General features: G+C 44.5%; 17 protein-coding genes. 2 read left to right on the top strand and 15 right to left on the bottom strand.

Translation table 11 applies throughout. From position 1 onward, the window contains the following. Window positions 1–42: 42 nt before the first annotated feature. Window positions 43–768, top strand: coding sequence for a helix-turn-helix domain-containing protein (locus EUBC25_RS07555; RefSeq protein ID WP_230104909.1), 726 nt, complete (start codon window positions 43–45; stop codon window positions 766–768). 252 nt (window positions 769–1020) lie between these two features. Further along, window positions 1021–1521, top strand: a complete 501-nt coding sequence (locus EUBC25_RS07550) for a QueT transporter family protein (RefSeq protein WP_230104908.1) — start codon at window positions 1021–1023, stop codon at window positions 1519–1521. 103 nt (window positions 1522–1624) lie between these two features. On the opposite strand, the gene EUBC25_RS07545 is transcribed toward EUBC25_RS07550, so the two are convergent. The 15 genes from EUBC25_RS07545 to EUBC25_RS07475 all read right to left on the bottom strand — a co-directional run bounded on the left by EUBC25_RS07545 (window position 1625) and on the right by EUBC25_RS07475 (window position 26319). Beyond that, window positions 1625–2968, bottom strand: coding sequence for a diguanylate cyclase domain-containing protein (locus tag EUBC25_RS07545; protein ID WP_230104907.1), 1344 nt, complete (start codon window positions 2966–2968; stop codon window positions 1625–1627). A gap of 52 nt (window positions 2969–3020) precedes the next feature. Further along, window positions 3021–4112: an HD-GYP domain-containing protein gene (locus EUBC25_RS07540; protein ID WP_230104906.1), complete on the bottom strand. Its 1092-nt coding sequence runs from the start codon at window positions 4110–4112 to the stop codon at window positions 3021–3023. A gap of 59 nt (window positions 4113–4171) precedes the next feature. Then, window positions 4172–6670, bottom strand: a complete 2499-nt coding sequence (locus tag EUBC25_RS07535) for a hybrid sensor histidine kinase/response regulator (RefSeq protein ID WP_230104905.1) — start codon at window positions 6668–6670, stop codon at window positions 4172–4174. Continuing rightward, on the bottom strand, window positions 6654–7502 hold the full coding sequence (locus EUBC25_RS07530) for a coiled-coil domain-containing protein (protein ID WP_230104904.1): 849 nt from the start codon (window positions 7500–7502) through the stop codon (window positions 6654–6656). Before EUBC25_RS07530 ends, EUBC25_RS07535 begins: the two co-directional genes overlap by 17 nt. 33 nt (window positions 7503–7535) lie before the next feature. After that, window positions 7536–8915, bottom strand: coding sequence for a DUF4832 domain-containing protein (locus EUBC25_RS07525; RefSeq protein ID WP_230104903.1), 1380 nt, complete (start codon window positions 8913–8915; stop codon window positions 7536–7538). Window positions 8916–8924: 9 nt separating this feature from the next. Then, a complete protein-coding gene (locus EUBC25_RS07520; protein ID WP_230104902.1) occupies window positions 8925–9608 on the bottom strand; it encodes a DUF4956 domain-containing protein in 684 nt (227 codons plus the stop codon). Next, window positions 9605–10360 (bottom strand): polyphosphate polymerase domain-containing protein, encoded by a 756-nt coding sequence (locus EUBC25_RS07515; RefSeq protein WP_230104901.1) that lies wholly within the window; start codon window positions 10358–10360, stop codon window positions 9605–9607. Before EUBC25_RS07515 ends, EUBC25_RS07520 begins: the two co-directional genes overlap by 4 nt. Window positions 10361–10366: 6 nt before the next feature. Continuing rightward, complete coding sequence (locus tag EUBC25_RS07510) at window positions 10367–12127, bottom strand: CotH kinase family protein (protein WP_230104900.1); 1761 nt, start codon at window positions 12125–12127, stop codon at window positions 10367–10369. Between the two features lie 36 nt (window positions 12128–12163). Next, window positions 12164–15430, bottom strand: coding sequence for an exopolysaccharide Pel transporter PelG (gene pelG, locus EUBC25_RS07505; RefSeq protein WP_230104899.1), 3267 nt, complete (start codon window positions 15428–15430; stop codon window positions 12164–12166). Further along, complete coding sequence (gene pelF / locus EUBC25_RS07500) at window positions 15406–16830, bottom strand: GT4 family glycosyltransferase PelF (protein WP_230104898.1); 1425 nt, start codon at window positions 16828–16830, stop codon at window positions 15406–15408. The genes pelG and pelF overlap by 25 nt, the downstream gene beginning before the upstream one ends. Beyond that, window positions 16827–18746 (bottom strand): DUF2194 domain-containing protein, encoded by a 1920-nt coding sequence (locus tag EUBC25_RS07495; protein WP_230104897.1) that lies wholly within the window; start codon window positions 18744–18746, stop codon window positions 16827–16829. The genes pelF and EUBC25_RS07495 overlap by 4 nt, the downstream gene beginning before the upstream one ends. Window positions 18747–18779: 33 nt before the next feature. Then, window positions 18780–20621 (bottom strand): DUF2194 domain-containing protein, encoded by a 1842-nt coding sequence (locus EUBC25_RS07490; protein WP_230104896.1) that lies wholly within the window; start codon window positions 20619–20621, stop codon window positions 18780–18782. Beyond that, the gene (locus tag EUBC25_RS07485; protein WP_230104895.1) at window positions 20618–21517 is read right to left on the bottom strand and encodes a hypothetical protein; all 900 of its coding nucleotides are present in this window, start codon (window positions 21515–21517) and stop codon (window positions 20618–20620) included. The genes EUBC25_RS07490 and EUBC25_RS07485 overlap by 4 nt, the downstream gene beginning before the upstream one ends. Window positions 21518–21532: 15 nt before the next feature. Further along, complete coding sequence (locus EUBC25_RS07480; RefSeq protein ID WP_230104894.1) at window positions 21533–23662, bottom strand: NAD-dependent epimerase/dehydratase family protein; 2130 nt, start codon at window positions 23660–23662, stop codon at window positions 21533–21535. Window positions 23663–23889: 227 nt separating this feature from the next. Beyond that, entirely contained in the window at window positions 23890–26319 is a 2430-nt protein-coding gene (locus tag EUBC25_RS07475; protein ID WP_230104893.1) for a hypothetical protein, read from the bottom strand. Window positions 26320–26323 lie beyond the last annotated feature (4 nt).

Genomic DNA, 26323 nt, shown 5'->3' with positions numbered 1-26323 from the left:
TTCAACGAATTTGTTCACGCAAAACAGGAGGTAATATTTATTATGGGATATGCAACAGATATGTTTGCTAAACGATTAAAAGAGCTTCGCGAAACGGCAGAATTAACCCAAGAACAGTTGGCAAAAAAACTAAAGGTATCCAGAGGCGCTATAAGTTATTATGAAAAAGGGGATCGCACACCCGACATAGAATTTCTGGATTCTGTGGCTGACTACTTCCAGATACCGCTCGATTTTGCTATGGGATATACAAGCAATATCAAAGAGGAGCATAAAAATATGTACGACTTTTATGGGCTGACAGACGAAGCATGTACCGAATTGGATCATCATCCAGAAATAGGCCATCTTATATCCGTTATCTTAGGACACGAAAAATTTTTTGCCTTAAAAAAATTGTATAAAGGCATGATTGAAAATTATAAAGATTTTAATCATCTCCAACATGAATATATCAGTTTTTTAATCACAGATATTCTTGATACTATAATACAAGACTCTATTCGCATTCTCCTTGATATGCAATACACACCTGAAGAAATAGAGGCACTTAAAGCTAGAGTAGAGGGTATTAATGCAAGGGCAGATGAAATTTTAGCAATTTCAAAAGCAGAAGAAGAAGCATGGAAAAAGAAATATGAGGAAGAGGACAGAAAACTGGCCGAATTAGATGCCAGAGAAAATGCCACAAGATATTCAGCAGTAGAAAAAGTATATGAAAAATTTAAAGATGTTGTTGATTCCGCCGAATTTCGCCGAAAGAATTAGTCTTTAGCATCACTACCCTATTAACCATCATAAAAGCACCCTATCTCCACGGGATAGAGTGCTTTCATTTTCCAATTTGGTACTTTTTTGGTACTTTTCTTGATTTCCTGCTGCCGTCATGTTATACTATTCCCCGTTGCAAAGCCCACGAAAACCAAGGTCTATCGGGCTTGCCGCCGATTCCCGGCGTTAAATGAATCGAGTGTTCGAGACCTTCCACTCGTAAAACAAAACTAAAGGAGAGAACAGAATATGAGAAACAAAAACGCAGCATTTTTAACCCAGGCGGCCATGATCGCCGCTATCTATGTTGTCCTGACGTATGTCTTTGCACCGATTTCCTTCGGAGAAATTCAGGTACGAATTGCGGAGGCGCTTACGATTCTTCCACTGTTTACCCCAGCAGCGGTTCCCGGTCTGTTTATCGGATGTCTGGTGGGAAATATCATTGGAGGCGCACTGCTGCCCGATATTGTTTTCGGAAGCATTGCCACACTGATCGGTGCCATCTGCACCTATCTGCTCAGGAATCAGAAACCGGTATTCGGAACTATCCCGCCGATGGTATCCAACACGATCATTGTGCCTTTTGTTTTAAAATACGCATACGGCGTCGCCCTTCCCATCCCGTTTCTTATGGTTACGGTGGGCGTTGGTGAGATTATTTCCTGCGGTATTCTGGGTATGATTGTCTATTATGCACTCAATCGCTATAAGGGAACATTGTTTTCCCGGTCTGCTGCTTTAAAATAAGGAGGGATACCTCAAATCTCATCAGAGCAGGAGGTATTCTAAAAAAGGATATCATTATCTTACTTAATAGAAAGAGGAGGTTTTTCAAAACCCCCTCTTTCTATTATATTTCCCGTATCTCGCATCGCCCTTTTCCGCTCTGTTTGATTTCATATAAAATACCATCTGCAGCCTTATATATACTGGAAAAAGATCTGGGCTCCATGCTGTATATTCCGCCTACTGATACAGATGTGCTTACAGACGGACATCTGTTCTTTGCCTCCTCAACATAATCTTTTATAATCTTTTCAACCTTATTTTGAATTGCCTCTTTATTAAAACAAGGCTGTGCATAGACCGCAAATTCATCACCGCCCAGCCGAATAGCTATGTCTGTCTTTCGAAATGTCTCCCGCAGCTGTTTTGCAAAGAAGCGAAGCATCTTATCTCCGGTTCCATGACCATACATATCATTCACACTTTTAAAATTATCCAGATCGATCATTAGAAAGATATATGGTGCATCACTGTTATTCATCTTGGCTGTTACGGTAGCCTCCCCGCCTTTCCGATTATATATTCCAGTGAGAAAGTCCCGATTGGATTCTTCAATGAGGTTTTTCTTCACCCTGACGCTCTCGGAAATATCTACGAGAACGCTGATGATCGCTGAACGTCCATCTTCTGCTATAATCTTTCGCCCTATATCATACACCCACAAACTGGAACCGTCTTTTTTCTTCACGCGATATTCGATGGCATATTGTTTTTCCTGTTTTAAGCAGTCCAGAACATGCTTTTCTACCATATGGGCATCATCTTCATGAATAGAATTAATGACCAGTCCTTCTGTCTCTTCTACAAATTCATTGTATGTGTATCCCATCATTTCCAGCATCGTATCGTTTACTACATAAAGCGGAAATCCGTCCTCAATATATCCTCCGATCACTCCTCCCGGCATCATCTGGCAGATAATGTCCAACAGTTCATGTTGGGCTGTCTCATTGAGTTTTTCTGTCTTTTCTGAAAAAAAGCGCAGCGGAAAAAATTCTCCGCTTTCCTGATATGAGCTGGCTTCCGACATATGGAGAGCGGTCGCTAAAAATTCTTCCCCCACTCTCCGGAATCCTCCGGTAAAACGGGTAAGGTAGCGGATCTCTTCCTCGCTTCCATTTAATCTGACGGCAGTCTCTACCTTACAAAGACATTCCCAGCTGTTCTCCCCTGTCTGCTTTTCCTGATAATCCATAATTTTGTACTGAATCGGATCCGGTATACTCTTAATTTCTTCCTCAAGCAGCCTGGCAAATTCTTCTTTATTCGTCGCTGTTTCCTCATCGCCGGTTCCCAAAGAATACAGGTCGTCTGCAACTATTGACAGGGTTTTTGCAATGTTCCTCTCTTTCAGATAACGGTCAAAGAACCGGGTAAGAACAGGATAGATCACTTTCTTTTCTACCATCTCCACACGACCTCCTTTTCTATTCTTTCCAAAATTTTACAATAAAAACACGCTACTGATACAGCCTGCGCAGAGGTTTTTCCGCCTGCATGAAACACTTCAGAAGTTTCGGATTAAACACTCCGCACTCTCCGTCCCGGATCATCCGAAGCGCTTCTTCCACCTCAATAGCTCCTTTGTACACCCGTTTGCTCACTAGTGCATCGTAAACATCCGCCAGAGAAACAATCTGAGCCCACATGGAAATTTCATCTCCTTTCAGGCCATCAGGATATCCCCTGCCGTCCCATCTCTCATGGTGATGTTCTGCAATATCATATGCATACTGAAACATCTGGTGCTCCATAATATGCGGAATCTTTTTTAAAAGCTGGGCGCCCTGAGTTGTATGGGTTTTCATAATCTCATACTCTTCCGGAGTCAGTCTGCCCGGTTTATTCAAAATAGCATCGGGAATCGCTATCTTACCCACATCATGCATGATAGCAGCCATCGCAATCTGTCTGATCTCTTCTTCCTTCAGTCCTTCTCCCAACTCTGTATTTCGCAGAAGATATTCCGTAATATCATGAATCCGATGTACATGTTCTCCGGATTCTCCGCTTCGAAATTCAATGGCGGTAGACAATGCTTCCACCATTCCCATATTGAGCAGAATAATCTGCTCCGCCTGCTTTAAAAGCTCACTCTGCTGCTCCTCCACCTTACTGCTAAGTCTCTTCCTCGCGCGGAAAAGCTCTATAACAGAATCAATACGTCTTCTTACTACATAGGGGATAACAGGCTTATGGATAACATCCATTACTCCCAGTGAATACGCCGTTTTCAAAATCCTGTCATCTGCTTCAGCAGTAATCAGAAACACTGGTATTTCCGTCTGAGTCCCTTTTTCATTCAGGATCTTCAACACTTCTATTCCATCCATAACAGGCATGACCACATCCAGCAAAACCGCACAGTAACGTTCTGTCTGTGCAAACAATTTTTCCAATCCAATCCTGCCATTTTCTGCCTCTTCCACACAATACCCGGAAGAAAAAATATTTTCCAGAATTGCCCTGTTTATTTCATCATCATCCACGATCAGTATTGTGTTATTTCTATTTACTGTCTCTTCTCTGTCCTTGCTGCTGTCCTTTTTCATCGTCCACCCTCCTGACCTGGTATCTCTTTTTCTATTTTTCCCCGGAAGCTGCTTCCCATTCAATTTTTAAGCAGCTTCTCCATCGTTTCTTTTAATATCAGGAAATCAATCGGTTTGGAAACATGTGCGTTCATCCCCGCTTTCTGCGTGGAGACAATATCCTCTGCAAAGGCGTTTGCCGTCACTGCAATAATAGGAATGGTCCCTCCGTCTTTTTTCTCTGAACGGCGGATTGCAACAGCAGCTTCGCATCCATCCATCACAGGCATCTGCATATCCATTAAAATGATGTCAAAATAGCCTGCCGGTTTTCCCTCAAACAGCTCCACTGCCTCTTTCCCGTTCCAGGCTTCCTCCGGCTCCATACCGAAACTTTTCAGAATTTCCTGTGCAATCTCCATATTGATCATATTATCCTCGGCAATAAGCACCTTCTTTCCTTCCAGGAAAGCTTCTTCGTTTCCGCCTTTTTCTTTTGCTTCCTCCTGCGGAAGAACCTGTTCTTCACTGATCTGGCAAGGGATCATTATTTCAAATTCCGTTCCCTCTCCCAGCTCACTTTCCACTTCTATGGTCCCTCCCATCTTATGCACCAGTTCATGCACAATAGGCATTCCAAGTCCTGTCCCGGCGACATTCGCTGCCCCGAACTGCACTTCCCTTTCAAAAGGCAGATACAATTTTTTCAGAAATTCCCGGCTCATACCTGCACCATTATCCTGAATGCGGAAATGGTACTTGCGATATTTGCTGTTGCTGTCTTTTTCCTCTGTTACTGTCATCTCCACTTTTCCATCGTCCGCAGTAAACTTAAAGGCATTTGACAAAATATTATTTAAAATCTGCTGAATCTTTCCCCAATCTCCTCTGATATAGATGTCTTCTATATCGATATGGGTCAGGAATTGCTTTTCTGTTTCTTCCGTCTGTAACCGGAAAATTTCTGCAAGTTCCTTCAGATTTTCCTTTATCCGAAAACTCTCGCTTCGAAGTTCCAGCTTCCCTTCTTCCATCCGGGAAATATCCAGTATTTCATTAATCAGTTCCAGGAGCTGATTTCCAAGCTGTCCGATCCTGCTTAGCGTCTCCGCTGTCTTATTTGCATCCTCGGTATGATTCTTTGCAAGTTTTGCCATACCGATGATTCCATTAAGCGGAGTTCTCATATCATGGGACATTTGGGAGAAAAACATATTTTTGCTCTTTGCCATGCTGTCTACCGAATCCAGAGAATCTTTTAAAAGCTCCAGCATGGACAGATCATGTTCCTTAGCCTCATTAATATCCCTGAAACCAAGTACCACTGTTCCCTTCTGCAAAGATTCATCATAAAGCATTTGAACATGCACCCATCGGTATTCCCCGTTGAAAAGTCTTTTGAAATCTCCTCCAAAATCCCGGATCCGTTTTTGCACCAGTTTTTCCATGTTTTCTGTAGAAAAGGTATTCAAAAATTCTTCATAATCTTCTTTTCTTATCAGCTCCTTCATGATATCCAGAAGCTGGCTGTATTCCCCTTTCTGCAGGAGCCTGTTCCTCACATAGTCAGACCCTTTCAGCATCGTATACTGTCCGCTTTTCAGATTAATCTGATAAAGTGCGTAATAAGAATTCCCCAGCACACCTACGATCTCATTGTAAACTTTCGCTTTCCTGCTTGTTCGGTAATCGGCTACTGCAAAAATGATCACAGACACAACAAAAATTCCCATAATTCCCAGAAATACATTCCAGGCTCCTTCATAGGATTCCAGCAAAGTGTCATAAGGAATCGTAACGACCGAATACCATCCTGAATCCAGCTTGTAATAATATACGCCTCTCTTGACACCGTCCACTCCTATAATATAAGAATCATAAGTATCAAATTCTCCGTTCAGGATTCCCGCAAAAATTTCATCAAATTTCTCCTGAAGATCTTCATGGCTTTTCACAGTAAGATTGTATTTCAGAAGCTCTCCTTTTGAATCTGACAGAAAATAGTTCGTCCCTTCCGGAAGGCGCTGTTTTCTCTCCTGTTCCAGCTGATGGTCCGGATAAAGATCCACTGCCACCACGTCCTCTGTTCCCTTGATCTGTTTTGCCAGGGTCACCACGGTCTTATTCAGCCGCACATCGATATAAGCATCTGTATAAATAGTCTCCCCATCCGCTTCTATCGCCTGCTGATACCACTGTGTCCCCAGTGGATCAAATGTTTCATCTCCTTCCCAATAAGTAGCTGCATAAATTTTCCCATCTACAGATACATAGGCCTCCACATCATCAAGCCCCATCACCTCATCTGCAAATTTCAGATATTGCTGGATCAGCTTCTCATAACTGTCCGTTCGGTTTTCCGGTCTCAACTGATATTCCAGCGTTTCCAGCACAGTTTCGTACTGATTTGTAACAGCCACCTCATTCAATGCATATACATGAGCTGTTTCGCTTCCCATTGTTTCTGCGCTGTCAAGAACTGCTGCACTCATCCTCTGTATAGCAACAGGGATAACCAATATGAGAATAAGCATTGAAAGGAAGAGATAGCCATATCGCTTTTTACGCTTTTTCTCCATCCTTCTTTATTCCATTCTCCAGTTTTATTGATTCTTTCACACCTTCCTGCCCTAGAAGTGCATTGGCATGACGGTATTTTCTGGCATTTTCCAACTCACGGTAATGCTCTCCCTCCCAGTAATCATCCAGGCGCACCGGCATATTCTGCACCATTTTCATCATCCTGGAATTAATATTAAACAGCCCCTGCTGCGCACTTTCAATCTCTTTTATATACTGTTCGATCTTATATTTCGCCGCGATAAGCTGAATCCCTTTTTCTTCCAGCTGAGCATTGATCCTTGCCGCAATGATATCCTTTTGTTTCTCTGTTTCAACCTTTGCTGTTTCGATCATCTCTTCTGCCCGCTTCTTCGCTTCCTCCTCAATGGCTTCTGCATTGCGGTTGGCATCATCCATAATCTTGGAAACTGTTTCATAATCAAAAAATCCGCCATCCTGATTTTTCTTCAGATTTTCCAGCTCTTTTTCCTGCTGGGCCATTCTCTCCTTTAACGCAGCATTTTCTTCCTGAAGGACTTTGTATTCGCCCTCCGGCATATCCTGATCTGCTCTTTCCGACTGATCCTTTGCTTCCTCCAGCAGCCGGTGCAGTCTGTCGTTTTCTTCCTGGAGCTTAGCAGTCTCTTCCTGAAGTTTTGGCACTTCCAAGTCCACCTGCTCTGCCTTTTCCTGACTGTCCTCCATCTTTCTTAACAGATCTGCTTTTTCCTTTTGATGAAGCACTTTTACAGATTCTATTTCATGCTCCAGTGTCTTAATATACTCCTCTACATCTGTTTTGTTAAAACCTCCGAACAGTGATGTCCGGAACATTCCATTGCCAGCCATATCATTTTCCTCCTTTATCTGTTTATGTTTCCTCTATTCATAAGTGTATATGATCTGAACATTATCTGTCTGTCTTCCTTCCATAGCAAGAAGAATATGTTCCTCCTCATCCGGATCCGTGATTCCTATGCCTATTTGATATCCCTGCCGAAATTCATCTGTAAACGGGATATGGTTTGTTGTCTCAACTGTCTCTCCCGGCACCAGATCTGACAGATTGATCTCTATATTTTCCCAGTATTTCAGTTCCCCGTCAGAATTGTATACATACATAGTGACAGGCCAGTCCCAGTACAACGGCGCAAGACCTGAATTTTCCCATGTCATCGTCACTTCCAGCTCTCCGTCACGGAAAGAATATTGGGTACTTAAACGTGAAATGTAATAGCGGTATCCCAGCTCTTCCCGGATACTCTCTGCTACACTTCCATCTTTCAGATCTCCTTCCGGGCATTTGGGACCGATAAAAGTCGTATGAGAATCCCGGATCATCTCCAAAGTCTCTGAAAGCCGGTCTGACAAAAGCTCTTCCATAGTATATTCGCTGGTAAACTCTCCTCCGCTTGGCGCCTTCTCCCAGAAATCTTCCATCGGTTCATACTCCAGTGCTTTTCCGGAGGTTTCAAAACTTCCTCCATTTTGGATCCAGTCCATCCACTCTTCCGTATCACTTTCACTTCCGATCATGTCATTGTAAAGCCCCAGATCTCCATCTGCCGCCATCACAAAATTTCTTCTCATCAGAAGCCTTGCATTATGAAAGTTATCGGAATAATCCAGCACATAATCCCAGCATACTTCTGCATCGGGAAGCGGCTCAAGACCTTCATCCGTATTGGTATGCCATTCTCCCCAATGTCCCAGACTTCCAAGTTCCACATAAGCCACGAAGTCATCTTTATTGCAGTACTTTGCAAGCGCCTGAATTGCCAGGGCATGACGCTCTCTGAAAAATTCATTGGAATAATCCGGAGAATAGCCCGCTCCATACTCTGTACTGTAAAATTCTCCGTCTCTCGTCTTCTCGTACAACCATTCCGGAATATCTTTATGTCCCTCTTCACCGGGAATATCACAGATAAACCGAAGCACGGCATGCTTATTCTGGCTCTTCCATTCCTCAATATGGAACAGCTCTTCCAGCGCTTCTGTGTCATATTCTCCCTGTGACGGTTCCCACATACTCCATGTCACGCCAATGTATACCAGCTGCGAGTCCTGGCACTCCTCTTCATTGTCCGCCGATGGCGCATACCCGGTAAGAGGATTGTTAAGAGGCTCATCAGTTTCCTTAAAGGATACAGTATGATTCAACTGATATCGGTAAGGTACGATATAGATCAGCAGCGCGGCAATGGCAACGGCAAGTACAGCCATCATGATATACGGAACCTTCGAGTTTCTTCTTCCCATATCATTCTCCTATCCGTGATACTCTCCATTGTACTGGATCAGCGATACGTCCCGTACACCCTCTACTGCCTGGATCTGCTCCATAAAAAGAGTGTTGTTGTTTCTGCAGACAAGCTCGATGGTCAGTTCTGTCAGCTCTCCGCGGATCGTCTTGGATTTCAGCTGATGCTTCATCTTGTTTAGTATTCTCAGTATCTCATCCCCTGCAAGTTCTGACTCATAATGAGCTACCAGTATAAAAATCGTTCCTTTTTTCCTGCGGTTATAAAACAAGTGCACTACAGCCACCATAATAAGCATCGTGGCAATCGCCAGCACATACAGTCCGGCTCCCAGCGTGATTCCCACAGAAATAGACCAGAACAGATACAAAAGATCCATGGGATCCTTGATCGCAGTACGATACCGGACGATAGACAACGCACCGACCATACCAAGGGAGATCACGATATTGCTGCTGATAGCCAGCGTCAGCATGCAGCTTAGTACCGTCATCCCCACCAGAGTCACCGCAAAGGAACTGGAAAATACAACTCCTCCGAAATAATGACCGTAAATTTTATAAATAAAGATTCCCAGTATTACGGCCAGCAGCATTGCAATAACTGCCTTTGTCATAAAATCAGCCGTCAGCCCCTGGCCGTCCATAAAGGACTCCCAGACTGAGTTTTTAAAATAATCTCTTATATTCATCTTTTGCCCCTCCTGTTTGTTTTGGATATTCCTGCCAGCATATCCGTTCTGTGGAATGCTCTGTCATAGCATAATGTGTATTTTGAAATCGCGGAAAACTCCTGCCCGTCAAGAGGCAAAAGCTCTTTGATGAGTTCGGGGATCATTTCTGTAAATTTCACTTCCAGAACCATCATATTCTCATCCAGCACCGAGGTAACCGGAAGGAACGGATCGAAAATATCATAATCAAAGGCCCCTGCCCGCACATCTCTGTCAAAGGTAATTCTTACATCACCTTCCGGGCGGATCAAAGGTTCTCTTTCGTAGTCTACGACTACTTTGGGTCTTTGCAGTTTCACTGTACACTCATAGTAAAATTCCCTGCACAAAGGCTGTTCACTGGAAAGGAGAAATTCGTAATTCCCTTCCAGTATCTTTCTGTATTCCTCTTTTGTAAGGGATGCGGAATCTTTATGAATGTAACTGCCCCACTTTTTCTTCCGCTCCAGCTTGATACTGGAATCACTGTAGTTATAAATCCGGATCCGCCATTTCTGCCGATCTACGACACCCATGATCTTCTCCTCATATGCCGAATCCCAATAATCGTCAAAATACAGACTGCGAATCGTGTACTGTCCGCCTTCAGCGTGGGCATCCCGCTCCATAAATGGAAGCAGACGCCTTTTCAAAAGCTCTCCTTCCCACAGAGAAATATAATATTTCCACTCATTCCGGTAAACCGGCTGTCTCATTCTCAATCCTGCCATCGTTCATCAATCCTCGCTGTAGCTGACGGCAGAAATACTGCCGTCCTGCTGTACGTAAAAACAAAGAGTACTGTAGGCTTTGCTTCCCGCCTCTGTCTGATAATATTCATAGGCGTCCTGGGAAACATCATTTGAACCGGTTGCCCGTACCCGAACAAAATACTGTCCCGGAGAAAGTGATCCGGCATCCACTCTCGTTTCCCCGGTCTGTTCGCTTACCATACAGTCAGAAAATGTATAGTCTCTGGAAAGCTCCACAGAATAAGTGATGTCACCGCCGCCTTCCTGATAGGATTCCTCCCACTGAAGGACAGTGCTGTCTCCCTGCTTTACCGGTTCCAGAATATGGAACGGCCATGCGGAGGCCATACTGCTTGTGTATTCCTCATAGTTCGTCTTGATCTCCTCCGCCATACTCTGAACAAGGATGTTATAATTTTCTTCATTCACTCTGGCATACGTCTGATCAGGCAGGGAATATACATAGTCCTCTGTCGCTTTTTGCAGATCATCTATCTTTTCCTGTACATTTTCTTCTGTCAGATAGTTCTCATAGAGATCCTGCACCGCACTGTCCAGATTCTGTCTGCAGGATGGGTCTTTTAAGATTCTCTCAAACAGGACCGTATCTGAAAAAGTAAAAATTCCTTTATTCCAGGATCTCTGGTAAGTCTCATCCTCCATGGCCTCATAGCCTTCTTTCAAAATCCCGTCGTTATCCCAGGAAATGAAATACCATTTATCGACGCCCCTTGGACTGTACAGGTAATAATTTCCGTCCAATACATCTTTATTTCCCATTAAAATGTGAAATGCCATCCAATAGTAAAGATTATCCTTGTCAAAATACTGTTCCACTACATCGCTGATTTCATTATCTGTGTCATTCACTGCATCAAGAAGGGCGATAAGAGTATCGTGTTCTTCTGATCCATCCACCTCCAGATACTGTTCAAATGCATCTTTATCGTAATTTGCATCTGTAGCCAGCATAATTACGTCTTCATGCCTTTGCCAGTCAAAATTTCCCACCTGGTAAAGTGCGCCGTCATTGTCAAATCCGTGATTTTTCAGGTATGTTTTATTGATCTGTTCCACCTGGGTGTAAAGCCCGTAATCCTGGAACAATCCGTCCTCTCCCTCTGTCTTATCTTTCACATAAAGGTGAACCAGCTGTGTTCTGGCGCCGATCATTTCCGGGATCTCCTGGATCAAAGAATACGCCAGTTTATTTTTGAATCGGACAGGATCTCCGGAATGTTTATTCAGTGAAATTGTCTTTTGTCCATTATAATCACCATCGCCGTCCTTGATCTTGATCCGATAGCTCTTCTGCTGCTGCCGGGAAGCGCCCTCCCCTCTAAGCTGCACCGTAGCGTTGGCAGTCCGGTCACTGTAGCCGAATTCTCCTTCCACCGGGCCGGCTTCATCGCCGACCTGAAGCACAGCCTCACATTTGTATGGAGTAATGGAATGTTCCTCATAGTAAGACAAAGGATAACTGTTGATCTCTGTCCAGGTATGATCTGTATCATCTTCTTCATTTCCCTGCCCTACTGTCAGATACATGGTCACGACTTCATTATTTTCTTCCTCATATAACGACTTATTATCCTGAAGCTCATAATCTGAAGAACTCTGTCCCGTCGTTTCATACGTTTCATCGGCGCTTACCAGTGTCCCGCTGTCGCCGCTGCCGGCGGCGCATCCGGCAAGCAGCGCCGGCAAAAGCAGCAGGCTTAGGATTTGCCCTGTCTTTTTTCTCATATTCTTCCTCCTTGTACCGCAACAATTGCCATAGGCTTATACGTCCGCATTGTCCACATTGGTTATAGTTCCGTCAGCCTGCACCACAAATGCTTTCGTTCCGTACGCTTTTCCTCCTCCATCTTCCCGGGAGTAATAGTCATAGCAGTCCTGCACATAACCGGACTCATTGACCGCCTGCACCTTCAGATAATACTGTCCGGCCGGAAGCATGTCAAAGCTGACCTCCGGAAGCTGCAGACCATCCGCCTGATAGATCACATCCGTATAATCACAGTCCCGCGCCAGCACTACGCGGTACGTAATATCTTCTCCATCCGTATCGTAGGATGCATCCCACAGTACGTTGAGCTTTCCATCTTCCACTGTTGGAGTTCCCACATAGAAAGGCCACGGTTTTTCCAGGCTTTCCTGATAATACTGATAATTCAATTTAATCTCACCCGGCAGGGCAGCAACCAGCTGATCATAGACAGCCTGGTCTTCTTCTACGGCGTATTCCACATCCGGACTGCTATAGATATAAGGCTTTACTACACTGCTGTACTGATTTATCATAGACGTCATTTTTTCTGTCGTCAGGTAATTGGTATAGAGATCCTCCACAGCATTTGTCAGCATATCCCGATATTCATCCTCCTGGAAAATACGGTTAAATAGAATTACGTGAAGGAACTGAGTGATTCCTCTTTCCCAGGAAAGTCCTTCCGAATAATTACTCTGCTCATACTGCGTCCTTGAAAGGGCTGCATCATTATCCCATGAAATAAAATACCATTTATCTGAATTCTGAGGACTGTACAAATAATAGTTTCGGGATCCTACATCGTAATTTCCAATTAAAATGTGAAACGCCATCCAATAGCAAATATTATCCATATCGAAATGCTGTTCCACAATTTCTTCTATCGGAACCGAGTAATCATTGACCTTTTCCAGCAGTTCCAAAAGCTTTGTATGATCGTCATTCCCCTTGATCTCCAAATATTCTTCGAAGGCTTTCTCATCATAATCTTCATCTGTTTTCAGCTTCAATTCGTCATATTGATACCACTCAAAGAAATTAATTTTATATAAATAACCTTTGTTATCAAGTCCGTGTGTTTTCAAATATGTTTTATTAATCTGTTCTACCTGAGTATATAATCCATAGTCGGTAAATGTACCGTTTCCCCCCTCTGTAGTATCCTTCACATAAAGGCGCACAAACTGTGTTCTCGCACTCATCATCTGGGGAATATCCTTCATCAGATCATAGGCGAGCTTATTTTTAAAACGATAGACATCTCCTACATGTTTATTGAGGGCGATCGTTCTTTGTCCTCTCCATTCACCCATGCCATCCTTAATACGAATTTTATAATTTTTCTGATCCCGTCTGGATGAGGACTGTCCCCGTATCTGTACTGTAGCGTTGGGCGAAGTCTCGCCATTTCCGAATTCATCCCCGATCTGAAGGAGGGCTTCACAATTGTAGCGGTCCAGATTATTGTCCTCATAATAATAGTTATCCAGACTGTTGATCTCTGTCCAGGTATGGTTCGTGTGATCTGCCGCATTTCCTTCCGATACAGTCAGATACATGGTTACCACAGAAGTCTCATCATCATCCGCATATACTGCCTTGTTATCCTGAAGAGTCTCCTCGGATTCTTCCAGCTCTTCCTTTTCTACCGGATCACCTTTTGTCTCCTGGGTATCTTCCGCTGCCGCTTCTACATCGCTTCCGGTACTGCCGGAAACGGCACCCGTATCTGCACTGCAGCCATTCAGGAGAAACACAAGGGCAAGCATGGCTGCTCCCGCCATTTTCCGCCGTTTCTTTTTCCACTTTTCCTTGGGTGCATTGGCCTTCTTTTCATCTCTGGCATCCAGGCGATCACACAGCCTTGCAAAAAATCCTTTTTCCATGTTCGGCACAAAAGCCTTCCTGCACAGGAGGAAATAGGGGAGCCTCCTTGTATACCATTCCAGCCTCAGCCAGACAATAAAGTAAAATACAATACCGCCCAGCAGAAAGCCCAGGCCAAAGAAGTTGACAGAGCCAAATAAAATCTGCAGGATCGTGGCAGCCACGCTGACTGCAGCAAAGGCCATCGTGCCAAGAAGCGCACCTGTGTAGTCCTCAAAATAGAGGAGAATCAGCATAATGGAATTACTGATCGCATAAATTCCATATCCTGTACACAAAAACCGGAAAATTCCAATAGATGTATCCGTAAATCCAAGTGAGAGCCACTCCAATACATAACTCCCGAATACAACGAACAGAATCGTTGAAATAAGCTGCTTATGTCCGCTGAAAGTCAATTCCTGCTTCAGAATGGTCAGCATCTCCGTTTCTGCCTGTTCAATATCCCTGATAGAGCCGTTGTCATTGAACAGGCTGTAATAATTCCGATAAGACGGATAAAAACGAACTTCCACAGAAGTCACAAAATTAATGGTCGTGATCAAAATGGAGAAAAACGCAAACAGCGCCGGAACATCATGTGCCGGTGCCCCGTAAAACAACCCCTCAACCTGGATCTGCAAAGGTCCGAAATACATGATCACAAGATGGGCAAACAACCCGATATTGATAAAACCTCCTGTAAAAGCAAGCGATTTATAACGGTCAAACCAACGCAGGAATGTATATTTGCTTCCCTCACTTTTAGGGAAATAGTCAAGAAGCAGTTTATAATACCATACCATCAGCGTGCCATAGGCAATAATAATACACAGCATCAGACTCACAATACTGACCCATCCGATAACGACAAGGATAAGAGCGCACAGGAATCCCAGCATCAGGGAAATGGTAAATGCAAGCACGATTCCTTTATAGTCCTTAAGAGCTGTCAGGTAAACCATTTCCATCCACACTACGATCAGAATGAGGGAAAACCACAGACACAGGATCTGATAGATCAGGGGCACTCCTGAAAACCAAAGAAAAACTCCGTAAAGAACGGCTCCTGCCACAAGCATAATAGAACAGCTTCCGTAAAGAGAAGGCATGATCTTATCCAGCTTTTCCTCATAGAGCATGTCAGATACATAGCGGGTCGTAACCATGTTGAACCAGCTGGTGATACTAAGGGAAACTAACAGACTGTAAGTAAGCATACAGTTCATCAATTCCCTGTCATGGGCTTCCATTCCTGCCAGCCTGGCTGTCAGACTGACACCCGCCAGCATGATAACACCCAGGATCATAGGCCCTGCACAAATAATTCCCGCATATCCGTATGCCCTGCAAAGCGAGAAGAATCCTCGTTTACTGAATAATCTTTTTAAGCTGAAACCGATTCCTGCCATCTTCTAAACACCTCATCATATGCTTCCTGATAATTGCGTATCATATCTTCATGCCGAAAGTATTTTTCTACCCTCTTTCTCCCGATCTGTCCCATCTGATAACGTTCCTCTGTATGGGTACACATCATTTCCAGTGCATCACAGAGCGCTTCCCTGTACATGGGCGGCACGCAGTAGCCCGCCACTCCCAGGTCGTCTCCCTCCATCCCGTTTATCAGCTGTTTGCAGCATCCCACATCTGTTACAACGCAGGGTCTTCCTGCAGCGAACGATTCCAGAACAGCCAGCGGCTGTCCTTCTGAAATACTGCTAAGGACGGTAAAATCAAATTTTTCCATATATTCCAGAATATTGACTGTCCCAAGGAAATATGCATCGGCAAGCCCCAGCTGTTCCTTCAGGTCATAACACTCTTTCGCATACTCTTCATCGTCCTCGGGTCCTGCAATATAAAGTCTCACATTCGAAAGCCTGCTTCGCAGATCCGCAAATGCATAGAGAAGGGTCTTAACATCTTTAATCGGGGAAATCCGAAGGACCGCCCCAATATCTACATATCCATTATCCTTTTTCGGCCTCATGGAGGAAAACCTTTCGTAATGAATCCCATTGGTAATGTATCTGCAAAGCTCCGGGGCTCCCCCCATCTCAATCTGTGTTTCCCTTGCTTTATCAAAGAGGCTGGTGATCATAGAAGCCTTGCCATATGCCGCACCCGACAACATATAGAAAAAACGCACCCAAAATCTTTTAAATGCCGGTATAACCCATTTTGCACGGATGATCTCTTCCTCTCTCTCCCGGGTATAGATTCCGTGCTCTGTAATCTCATAAGGCACACCATTGACATAACTTCCAAGCCTCGCGAGCACTCCGCTGTAACCTGTGGCAATGGCGTGATAAATATCCGCCTTGGGCACATCCGACTGCAAAATATAGAGCACCGGAAGAAGCATAGATCTGACTGTATGAAAAAGATCCGAAAAACTGGTATAAGGGTACTCTTCATGACAGATTTTCATAAGGATTTCCAGGAAATCCTCACTCATCAAAAACGCCACCGGAGATACCTTATTGTCATGATACATGCGGAACAAAGTTTCCCAGTTTGGCTCCCGGCAGTTTACAAATTCCCGGAGCGCTTCCAGCTCCTCTTCTTTAAACTTGTATTTTTCTTTTACAAAAGGCATGGTAAGAGCGTCATTTAAAAAGATTTCCCTGATCTCTACAACATTGTCAGGAAGCTCATATTTAAACTTTCCCTGATCTTTGGAATCAGCACCTACCGCCCAAACTACAAATTCATGCTGGGGCATGGCCTTCATATATTGGTGAACCCAGGTAGATACCCCTCCTGTCACATAGGGATAGCACCCTTCCAGTATTACACAGATCCTCATTTTGCATCCTTTCTTTGAATCGTAACCGTATCCTGCTCTGCTTCCAGAAGATACAGATTCCCGCTCAGCTTCGTCAGGCTTCCGCCTTTCACCGACTCTTCATCCGGTGTCCACTCGTTAAAACGGATCATCAGCCAGGCTTCATCCTGAAAATTCGACAGCTGGATTTCCAGACCGTCTTTTGTCTCGATCTCTTCTGATCCTAAATAATAAAATCTCTGCACTGCGCCTGCCATTTCAGATCCTGTCATCCGTCGGATGTCCGGCGCTGCCTCTTCCTGCCATTTTTCATAATCGTTCAGATTTTCCACCATGGCAGGCCAGCCAAGATCAGCTCCCGCATCCGGATTCAGCACATCTGTAGGAGAGATAGAATGGGAAACCACATAGTGAAAATTCAGCTCCGAAAAAGCGCTCAGCTTCATATCTTCACTGATTTCTCCTCCGGATGTTATGCGGGGCGTCATGATCATCCCGTCTTCGTCTACTTCGTATTCCTGCTCCTTCGCATATCCGCCGCTGAAATAGTCCGCCGCCACGGCTGCGATATCCGGCAGAGTATCTTTTATCGCATCCAGTCCGTCCTCTGACCAGATATTGGAAGGAGGCGTATAGACCTGCATCGTTTCACTGTCAATAATTCCTTTCTGAAATTCCTCCACTTCCTTAAGACCTGCTGCCATGTCCGATTTATTGTTCCAGTATTTCAGACCCAGATCCTTCTCATAATCCAGCTCTTCCGTCTCCTCTCCGATATCCTCTTCTGTTCCCTCCCGGATCCCGATATCGCTGGTTTCCAGGCAAAGAGGCTGCTGGTTATATCCGAAAAGGCCCAGTTCTCCGTCCAGTTCCATTAAAGTAGATGCAAAATACTGATACCGGTTGGAGGAAGCCTTTGACTCAAAAGGCGCTTCTACATCATTATCATTGTTCTCCTGTATCGTTCCTGTATAGGAAATACCGTATTCTTCCGCCAGACTGATAAGGTCATTCCACCATTCTCTGACATAAAAAGAATACATATCCATATTGTCCCCATACTCCTTTGTAATGTAGGAGTTCTTTTCTTTTGGAAGGGGGAAAGGAAAACCATCTATATAAAACGCCGAACTGTTAATAACAGGCCATACACAGTACTCTGACAGAAGACTGTAAGCTGCCGCGTAAATTCCTCTGCAGTTTTTTTCATAATGCCCCAGGTTCACAACAACCACATGCCCTTCCCTGCGGTCCGTCTCCCACAAAAGGGGCACTTCTCTTTCATCCGCCGACACCATATGAACTTCGCAGGATTCTCCAAGGGAGACCGTAAGCGCGGACTGATAAGGATATTCGATGGCATACTCTGTCTGTTCTCCGGTAATCATAAAATCATCTGTGATCCGGATTCCACTGACTTCATAGTAGGCGGAACCCAGGTTTTCCACGCCGATCCTCGGACTCATAAAACTGTACACACTGCCGGTTTCCGGAACCTGCGGCATCAGAAGGTTGCCGCCTTTCTCCATCCAGCTTACCACTTCCAGTATGACACTGCTGTGTTCCTGAAAGTTTGTAAATCCCGTAATGACAATCTGGTATTGATCAGGATCCGGCATCTCTTCCTTGCTAAGATCTGTCTCAGTATACTCTACCTTCATGTCGTGAAGGATCTGCGTCATCTGATCATAAAAGACGGCAGAATTTTCATCTGTACTGTCCCACAGGTAAAGGCAGTCCGGATTCTCCTCCTGCGTTTCCTCTCCACTGTAACCAAGTTTTGTAAAACTGTTATCCTCCAGAATGGAAAGGCCGGATTCCCCGCCTCCTGTCCTTGTCACCATCCAGCCATACTGTCCAAGCAGAGCAACCGCAATCAATATAAATACAATTAATACAATAATAACCGAAATATAGCGTTTCTGCTTTTTGTTCATCCTGCTTCCTTTCTCTGTACCCTTCTGTCTTCCTTACTGCCCAATTACAATTTCTATCTCATCATCCTGTGCTTCCAGAAGATAAAGTCCTTCTGCCACTTCCGTAAGACTCCCTCCTGTTACTTCTCCCGGCATCCCCTCATTGATCCGGACCATAAGCCAGGCCTCGTCCCTGAAATTTGCCAGATGAAGTTTTAATCTTCCGTCTGTATAGTCCCGTTCCACTTCCAGATTGTCGTAAATCTGTACTGCCGCCGCCAGTTCGCTGCCGGTCAGATTACGGATGTCCGGAGCCGATGTATACAGCCATTCGGTATAGTCTGAAATCCTTTGGTACATTTCCTCCCATCCAAGAGCCGCTCCCCTGTCCTCGTCCAGGGTATCGTCAGGATGCTGGAAATGGGTGTTTACATAGTGAAAGTTCAGCTCCGAGAATGCTATAAGCTGGGTATAATCATCCATAATATATCCAGATATGATGCGGGGCGTCTCGATCATCCCATCCTCCGCCACCTCAAATTCCTGTTCATACGCATTCTCTTCCGTATCACCAATATAAACACTGGCAATGGCTTTGATCCCTTCCACATCCTCCTTCAGCATGGTTCTGCCTTCCTCGGAGAGAATATTGGAGGGAGGAACATAGACCTGAAATTTCTCTTTAGGAAAAAGCTCTTCACAGAATGTTTTCAGCTCCTGGATAGAGGCCAGCATATCCTCATAACTGTGCCACAGCCGGTAGGACTCATATCCGTCTCCGTAATCGAATCCAAGAAGGCACAGCGGCATGTGATTGTACCCATGGAAGCCGATCTCTCCTCCCTGATCAAGAAGCATATTTCCAAAATATCGGTAGCGCTGTATATCATTATTGCGCTCATAGGGCTGCTCCACATCATCAGAATACTGTTCGATCACAAGTCCTGTGTAGCGGATGCCGTATTCCTCCGCCAGATTATATACATCATTCCACCATACCTGTGTATAAAATTCCGAGACCGTCATCCCGTAATCCCGCTTAATATATTTGCTCTCCCCTCCGGGAACCGGAGATGGAAAATCATCAATATAAAACGTAGAACCGTTGATCACCGGCCATGCGCATGTTTCTTCCAGCAGGCTGTAAGCTGTGGAGTAGAACCCCCGGTACGCCTTTTCCACAATTCCAATATTGCAGAATACAGCCTCTCCTTCTCCCTGCTTTGTCTTCCAGAGCAGAGGAACCGGATTTTCATCTGTAGATTCCATATAGACCTCTGCGCTGTCATCCAGGGATACTGACAGGGATGACTCAAAGGGATCCGTAATTACGTATTCCTTGTCCCCGCCTATCATAAAGGGGCGGGTCATCCGAAGACCGGACATTACGACGTAGCCATTTCCCAGTCTTTCAATTCCGAAGTCTTTTGCAAATACCTGAAAGCTTCCGTTGATATCCGGGGGATAGAGGGCCATCAGACTTCCTCCTCCTTCCAGCCAGTCCCGAAGCTTCAGAAGCGTCTCATCCAAAATATTCCAGTGTGTCACGGAAAGAACAACGGTCTCATAATCTTCCAGGTCATGCCGGTTCGACTCTTCTCCCTGTACTGTTTCATAAGGGATTTTCATCTGACTTAAGATATCTTCCATAAGCTCCAGTCCCTGTCTGCCCATGTCATCATCTTCCCAGATAATAAGGCACTCCGGATCCTGGTCCAAAGTCACCAGATCACGGCTGTCCTGTTCTACAGGTTCCAGCTCTCTTTCCTGTTCCTCATAAGGGACATTCCACTGCACGAAGCACAGCACGCCTACCAGCAATAAAAAGACTACAATCACTGTCTGCAGTTTTCGGAAACGGAAAATGCCTCCCTTTTGTCGCTTTCTTCTTTTCAAATGCTATTCCTTCCTTCTTCCTGCCAGAACCTGATCTGACTCCTTCCCTCCGGCGTGAGATAAATATTTTTTCTGGTAATTGTCTCTAATATCTGTTCAATCCCCCTGCGGCTCTGTACCGCAGAATAGTATTGTATCATCAACAGATAGCCCGCTTCATTTCTGTCCCATTCCCGCATGATATGCTCAATTTCCTGACGGGCTTCATCATATTTTCCAATCCTTAAATCGGTAACCGCTTTTTCTCTCCACAGAGGCAGACGGTCAGGATGATTCTTAAGCTTTTTCTCCAGCATGCCGCTGTAAGAGCGAAGTTTTAAGATTCTTTCATTTCCCTCCGCAATTCCGCTTTCCAGATACTGATCTAAAAGCTTCAGATAACGGTCTGTAATGTCGTCATTGTCCGGATCATTTTCCAATTCCCAGTCCAGCTCCTGAAACTGAAGATCGTATTCCTTCTGCAGCTCTGCAAGAGCTGTGACCGCATAATGAACAACCTCTGTATCATCATTTGTTCGGGCTTCTTTCAGCTGCTTTACATAGTCATCGGGATTGGCATACATGACTTCCATCATCAGCTCTCGTCTGGTGAGAGGATCATTGATAAGAAGCGCTTCCTCCAGAGGTACGACCCGATCTTCGATAGGATCTTCTTCCATCAGGATGCTTCGGTGGATCGCATCATTGATCTTCAGTTTTTCAATTCCCACTTCTTCATATATATCCTGCCGTCCTCTGGTCCGTATCTCCAGAAAAAGGAGTGCCAAAAGCCCCCACAGGGGAACCAGACATACGATCGGCATAAACTGCCGCGGCGCTTTTAAAAGCGATATCCTCATAAGAAGATATACGAGGATACACAGAATGATATGAATGATTAAAAATATAATTATCACAGATTCTCCCATCCTTTATCCGACCGCTTCCACAATCTGATATTTCATGCCTTTTCCGTTTAAACGGTCTCCTACAATACGGAAATTCTCCCGGTTCATCTGCACAAGCAGAAGATAAATATTGCCATCTTCATCCGTTCCCAATACATCGCTGGCACGTATCATACCGGATAACTGATCGCTGACTCTTTCTTTATCTTTATCTTTAAACCGGATCAGCACATGATCCGCCACACCGGCCTCTTTCATGGATTCCTGCACTTCCAAAAGCTGGCGGAGCCTTTCCGGATAAGCAATATGCGTCCTTGGATCATACATCTTGCTTTCTGCCAGCTCTTCATATTCCAACGCTCTTAGGAAAGACGTCTGCACCAGTCCGCACATAATCTGGAAAATATTCATATAATGCATACCATACTGTTCTACATCCGCCTCCTGAATTGTAATAAGGAGTACCATCGTTCCTTCTTTGAAAATTCCGCATGCATACATGGGCATTCCGGGAACCATATCTGTATTCTTCCACACCTGCCCTTTTTTCACCGTGTCATACAGCTGGCTGTAATCTTCAATACGAATAGATTTTGTCAGCTTTGTCAGCAAACTGTTGGAACATACCGCCAGACGGCCGAATTTCTGCCAGGAATCTAATGTATAAATAGCAATTGTATGGTTTTCCAGAATATCTTCGAGTACCTTAACTCCTTCAAAAAAGATCCGCTCCGGATATTCACTGTCCAGTTTCTGCACTGCATCAAAAATTTTGCCAAAACTGTCCTTAAATCCCAGAATCTGTTTTTTATACTCTCCTTTATTTTCCACAGCCCCGTGGTAAACATCACTTAAAAACAGATATTTGTCCCGCAGCAGGGAATATTCTCTTCGCACAAATGCCAGCGCATCGTCTTTTTTATTGGAAATATAGCCGGTAATGGAACCCGCCATCAGATAAACAACAAATGGAATCCAGTTTTCAATATTATAGAAGAGAATGGTTCCATTCATTCCCATAAGCGCATATTCCCGTATCAGTACCAGACATTCCAGAACTGCTGCCACAAGACCTGTGCGCATTCCATAAATTGTTCCCATGATGATAATATAGAAAAGTCTTACGTCTACAAATTTAAAATAGATTGATTCTGATGTGTAATGACTGATAATTTCCGCAATGATAAATACCAGCACGAGCTCTACATATTTAAGAGCACCTTTTCCTGCCCTGGCAAAAAGAGACATGATCTTTCCTGCAAGTCCGGATTTCTGTGTCATGACTTCATTGACAAAGGTTCTGTAATATGTACCTATATTTTCCATCGCGTTATCCATAGGGATAAACCCGTATTTTCTCCTCAGCTCTTTTGGATAAGACGGTATTTCTGCCACAAACGGATAGTTCTCGTATACGATTTTTGCATCCGGGACCGCAATTTTCAACATATCTTCCAGGTCGCCATAAGTATAATGATATCCGCTTACCGCATAATAAATGCCACTGTCATCCTCTGTTTCTTCTGTCAGCTGGAACATCAGCTCCACCAGATCGTCCAGCGTAAGGAAATTAAGCGGATCCTCCCTGTGGTAAGGAAGCATCACTTTTTCCTCTTCATACATGCTGCGGAAAATGTGTCCCAGGAAATTTTTGTCATTGATACGGTCAGCCAGATAAGGCAGTCGGATCATAACCGTCGGCATTTTACTTCTCTCCATAAAATACTGACACATCTCTTCCATCTGTCCTGCTCCGAAACAGCGGCTGGAATAGTAATCCTTCTTTAACAGCTCACCTTGTTTCCCATAACTGGCCATATAATTCTGACTGTCCACCGTCGAAAAAACAACCAGCTTATCTACCCGCGAACGGCTGCATTCCAGCATAACCTGCTCCAGCTGCTGTGTTTCACCAAAGAGACCATTTCCCCCGTCTGTATACCCGCTCACATAGTAAATGGTCTGGAAGCTATATACATCAAACAACTGACGGAACTTTTCCTCTGTCGGTGATGTCTTATATGCTGTTATATGTTTCTGGTTTCCTGATACTGCCGAAGGTCCCGCGATCACCACACGATACTCTTCCGCCAGACGGAGAAGAGCTTCTTCCGTAAACAGCTCAGTGCACCCGCAAATCAATATCTCTGTCATAATTCTCCTTTTGCATACCTTCAAGGTATTCTTTTTCTTTTATACCATTATAGTTGTGTTTTTGGTGATATTCAATATCTTTTTGGTGAAGGAAGTGTGAATTGAGACTTTACTGACAGAAAGATTTCAGAAATAAAAAACTGCCGAAACGTCCGTCAATTTCTTTCCGTCCACTTCGGCAATTTCTTCTGTATTATATTTTTATGTAACGCTGTCGCAGCAGCGGTTTACGGAATGCAGCTCACAAACGCGCGTCCTGTCCCTGCAAGCGCAGCGTCCATCTGCTCATAAGAGATGGCGCTTCGGCTGCCTGAAGCTGTATCAATGTAAGTAACATAGGTCTGATCATATCCGATCAGGATAACCGAACTTCCCTCTCCCGTCATTCCTACCACAGGAATTCCCCGGCTGACAAAATACAGCATTTCTTCCGTTGTGCATCCGGACAGATCCAGCACGTTTTCACCGATCGTCTGTCTGACCGCATCCATTGCTCCGGTTCCTCCATTCAGCAGCTCCCGCAGAGTATTGATAACATCATCTTTTCCGGTAATGAGATAGTTAAGACTCCGGTTCCCTCTCTCCCAGACATAACTTTGTCCGGCAGAAATGACAACGCCGCTCACCTCGTCCGCTTTCAAAACCGCATCATTTGCGCTGCCATAAACTCCCTGGAGACACCCCGTTCCATATACGTAATAGGCCTCCTGGCTTTCCTTTTCCTCAAACTCTATCTCTGTGGGCTGTTCATATAATACCTGTTTCGGTTTAAGAACTTTAGGCTCCAGATCAGAAATACCATCCACAAATGTAAGGCGCATCTGGGTTTCTTTTAATTCTGTCACATAAGACTCGAGAGAAATATTGCTTTCCTTTCTCTCTTCATTGCTCGTAATCTGACTGGACGCAATACCTGTGTAAATATTTCCGTTTTTCACTACCCGTTCCAGATTGATCATTCCGTCGCTTATTTCGGCTCCCGACACGAAATCACTGTCCGATTCATATGTCTTAACTACCTCATTGTCTGAATCACGTATCTCTACTTTATACATAGGAATCGTCGTTTCACCGGATACATTTTGTCCTATGTCTGATGTTCTCGCCTTTCCACATACAAAATCTTCATTGACGAATCCAAGGGGCAGAATACATTCTCCCTCCTGACACTCCACTGTACGATCCTTTCCGCTTTCCAGATCTTTTACAACAATCTCAGTTGCCTGCTCCAATGTTCCATTAGACTGATATGCCAAAAGATGTCCGTCCTCTGATGTTACGTACTGCCGGTCTGTCAGATTTTCCACCAGAGTAGCTGTCTCTTTTTTCTCCATATCTGTTTCATAAAGTGTACCGCCTGTAAGTACGTAAAGCATTTCCCGGGCTACACTGTAGTAAACCATATTGCCAGACTCCTGGGCTGTCACTGCCGCTGATTTTGTACTGGGAATGAAAGCTTTCTCATCAATACTGTTCTTTTCCGAGTCATAGAAGTAAACTGCAGTTCCCACTTCCCCTTCATGGCTTCCACGGTTCATATATCCGCATACCGCAAAGGTTACATTACCTGATTTATCCATGGAAAGGAGATTGATCTCATGTTCATCTGTCAGATTTCTTATATCAGCGCTTTCCGAATCCATGAAACTGAACAAAAGGGACATCTCATCGCTGTCCTGATTGTAATACCACAGTTCATTTGCCTGTATGAACGCCGTTCTCACTCCGTCATTGCTTACAAGATACTGTACATCCGGGTCTGTAATTCCCAGCAGGATTCCATTTTCACTTAGCACGGTCTGTTCCGGATTGAAAATCTGCTCCATCGTCCGGTCATAATTCAGCAGATACATGGTCCCGGCCACGTTCCGCACCCGGAAGAACTCATCTACTGTGTAAAGGTCTGTCTCATTTTCTTCCCCTTTGCAGCGCACCTCATATTCCAGAAGCACGGAGGTGTACGTTTCATTTGCTTCCACGATTTTCCAGCGTTCCGTTCCCTCCACTGCCGGTTCCAGCCCTCCCCAGGAAACATGGTCGTAATCAGAATTAATATTTACATGGTAAAAACTTGTCACCGCCTCTCCCGAAGGTTCCAGGGCCGCTCCTACTCCTACGTTTTCTACTTTTCCCATCGCATTATTGTGATAGTTATATACATATTCCAGACAGGCGGACATGGAAAAATCAGCCGAATCCGCCACTCTCGTATAATAATAGATTTCCCGGTCATCCACAGAAAGGGTCAGGATCATAAGACGTTCTTCTGACAGGATGCCGTCCTCAAATTCTATCGTTACCGTCTTTTCCGGATCATTATATGTATTTTCGCCCAGCTTTTCCTTGCCGTCCAGCGTATACACCGCGCAGTTTGCAGACTGGATCCGGCTCTCATAAGATTCGATATACATTTCCAGCTTATTTCCACTGACTGGGGTAATGCTGTCCCTCATAGTGGACAGATCCATTTCCTTTTTATAGCCGTTCAGATAATTCACTTCATACCCTTCACAGGAAAAAGAAACTGACGGGAGTGTTGCCCCGCCAAGATCTGCTGTCATGTTATTATTTCCCCTGTTCGTAAGGTAGCTGAACAAAATCACAGCAGCAATAAAAACCGCTGTCAGAATCCCCGCATTGATCAGGTGTTTCTTCATTGCT

The organism is Claveliimonas bilis, from assembly GCF_020892095.1.
Lineage (GTDB): Bacteria > Bacillota > Clostridia > Lachnospirales > Lachnospiraceae > Claveliimonas > Claveliimonas bilis.
The sequence above is the reverse complement of the archived record's forward strand: the minus strand, read 5'-3'. Positions and strand labels throughout refer to the sequence as shown.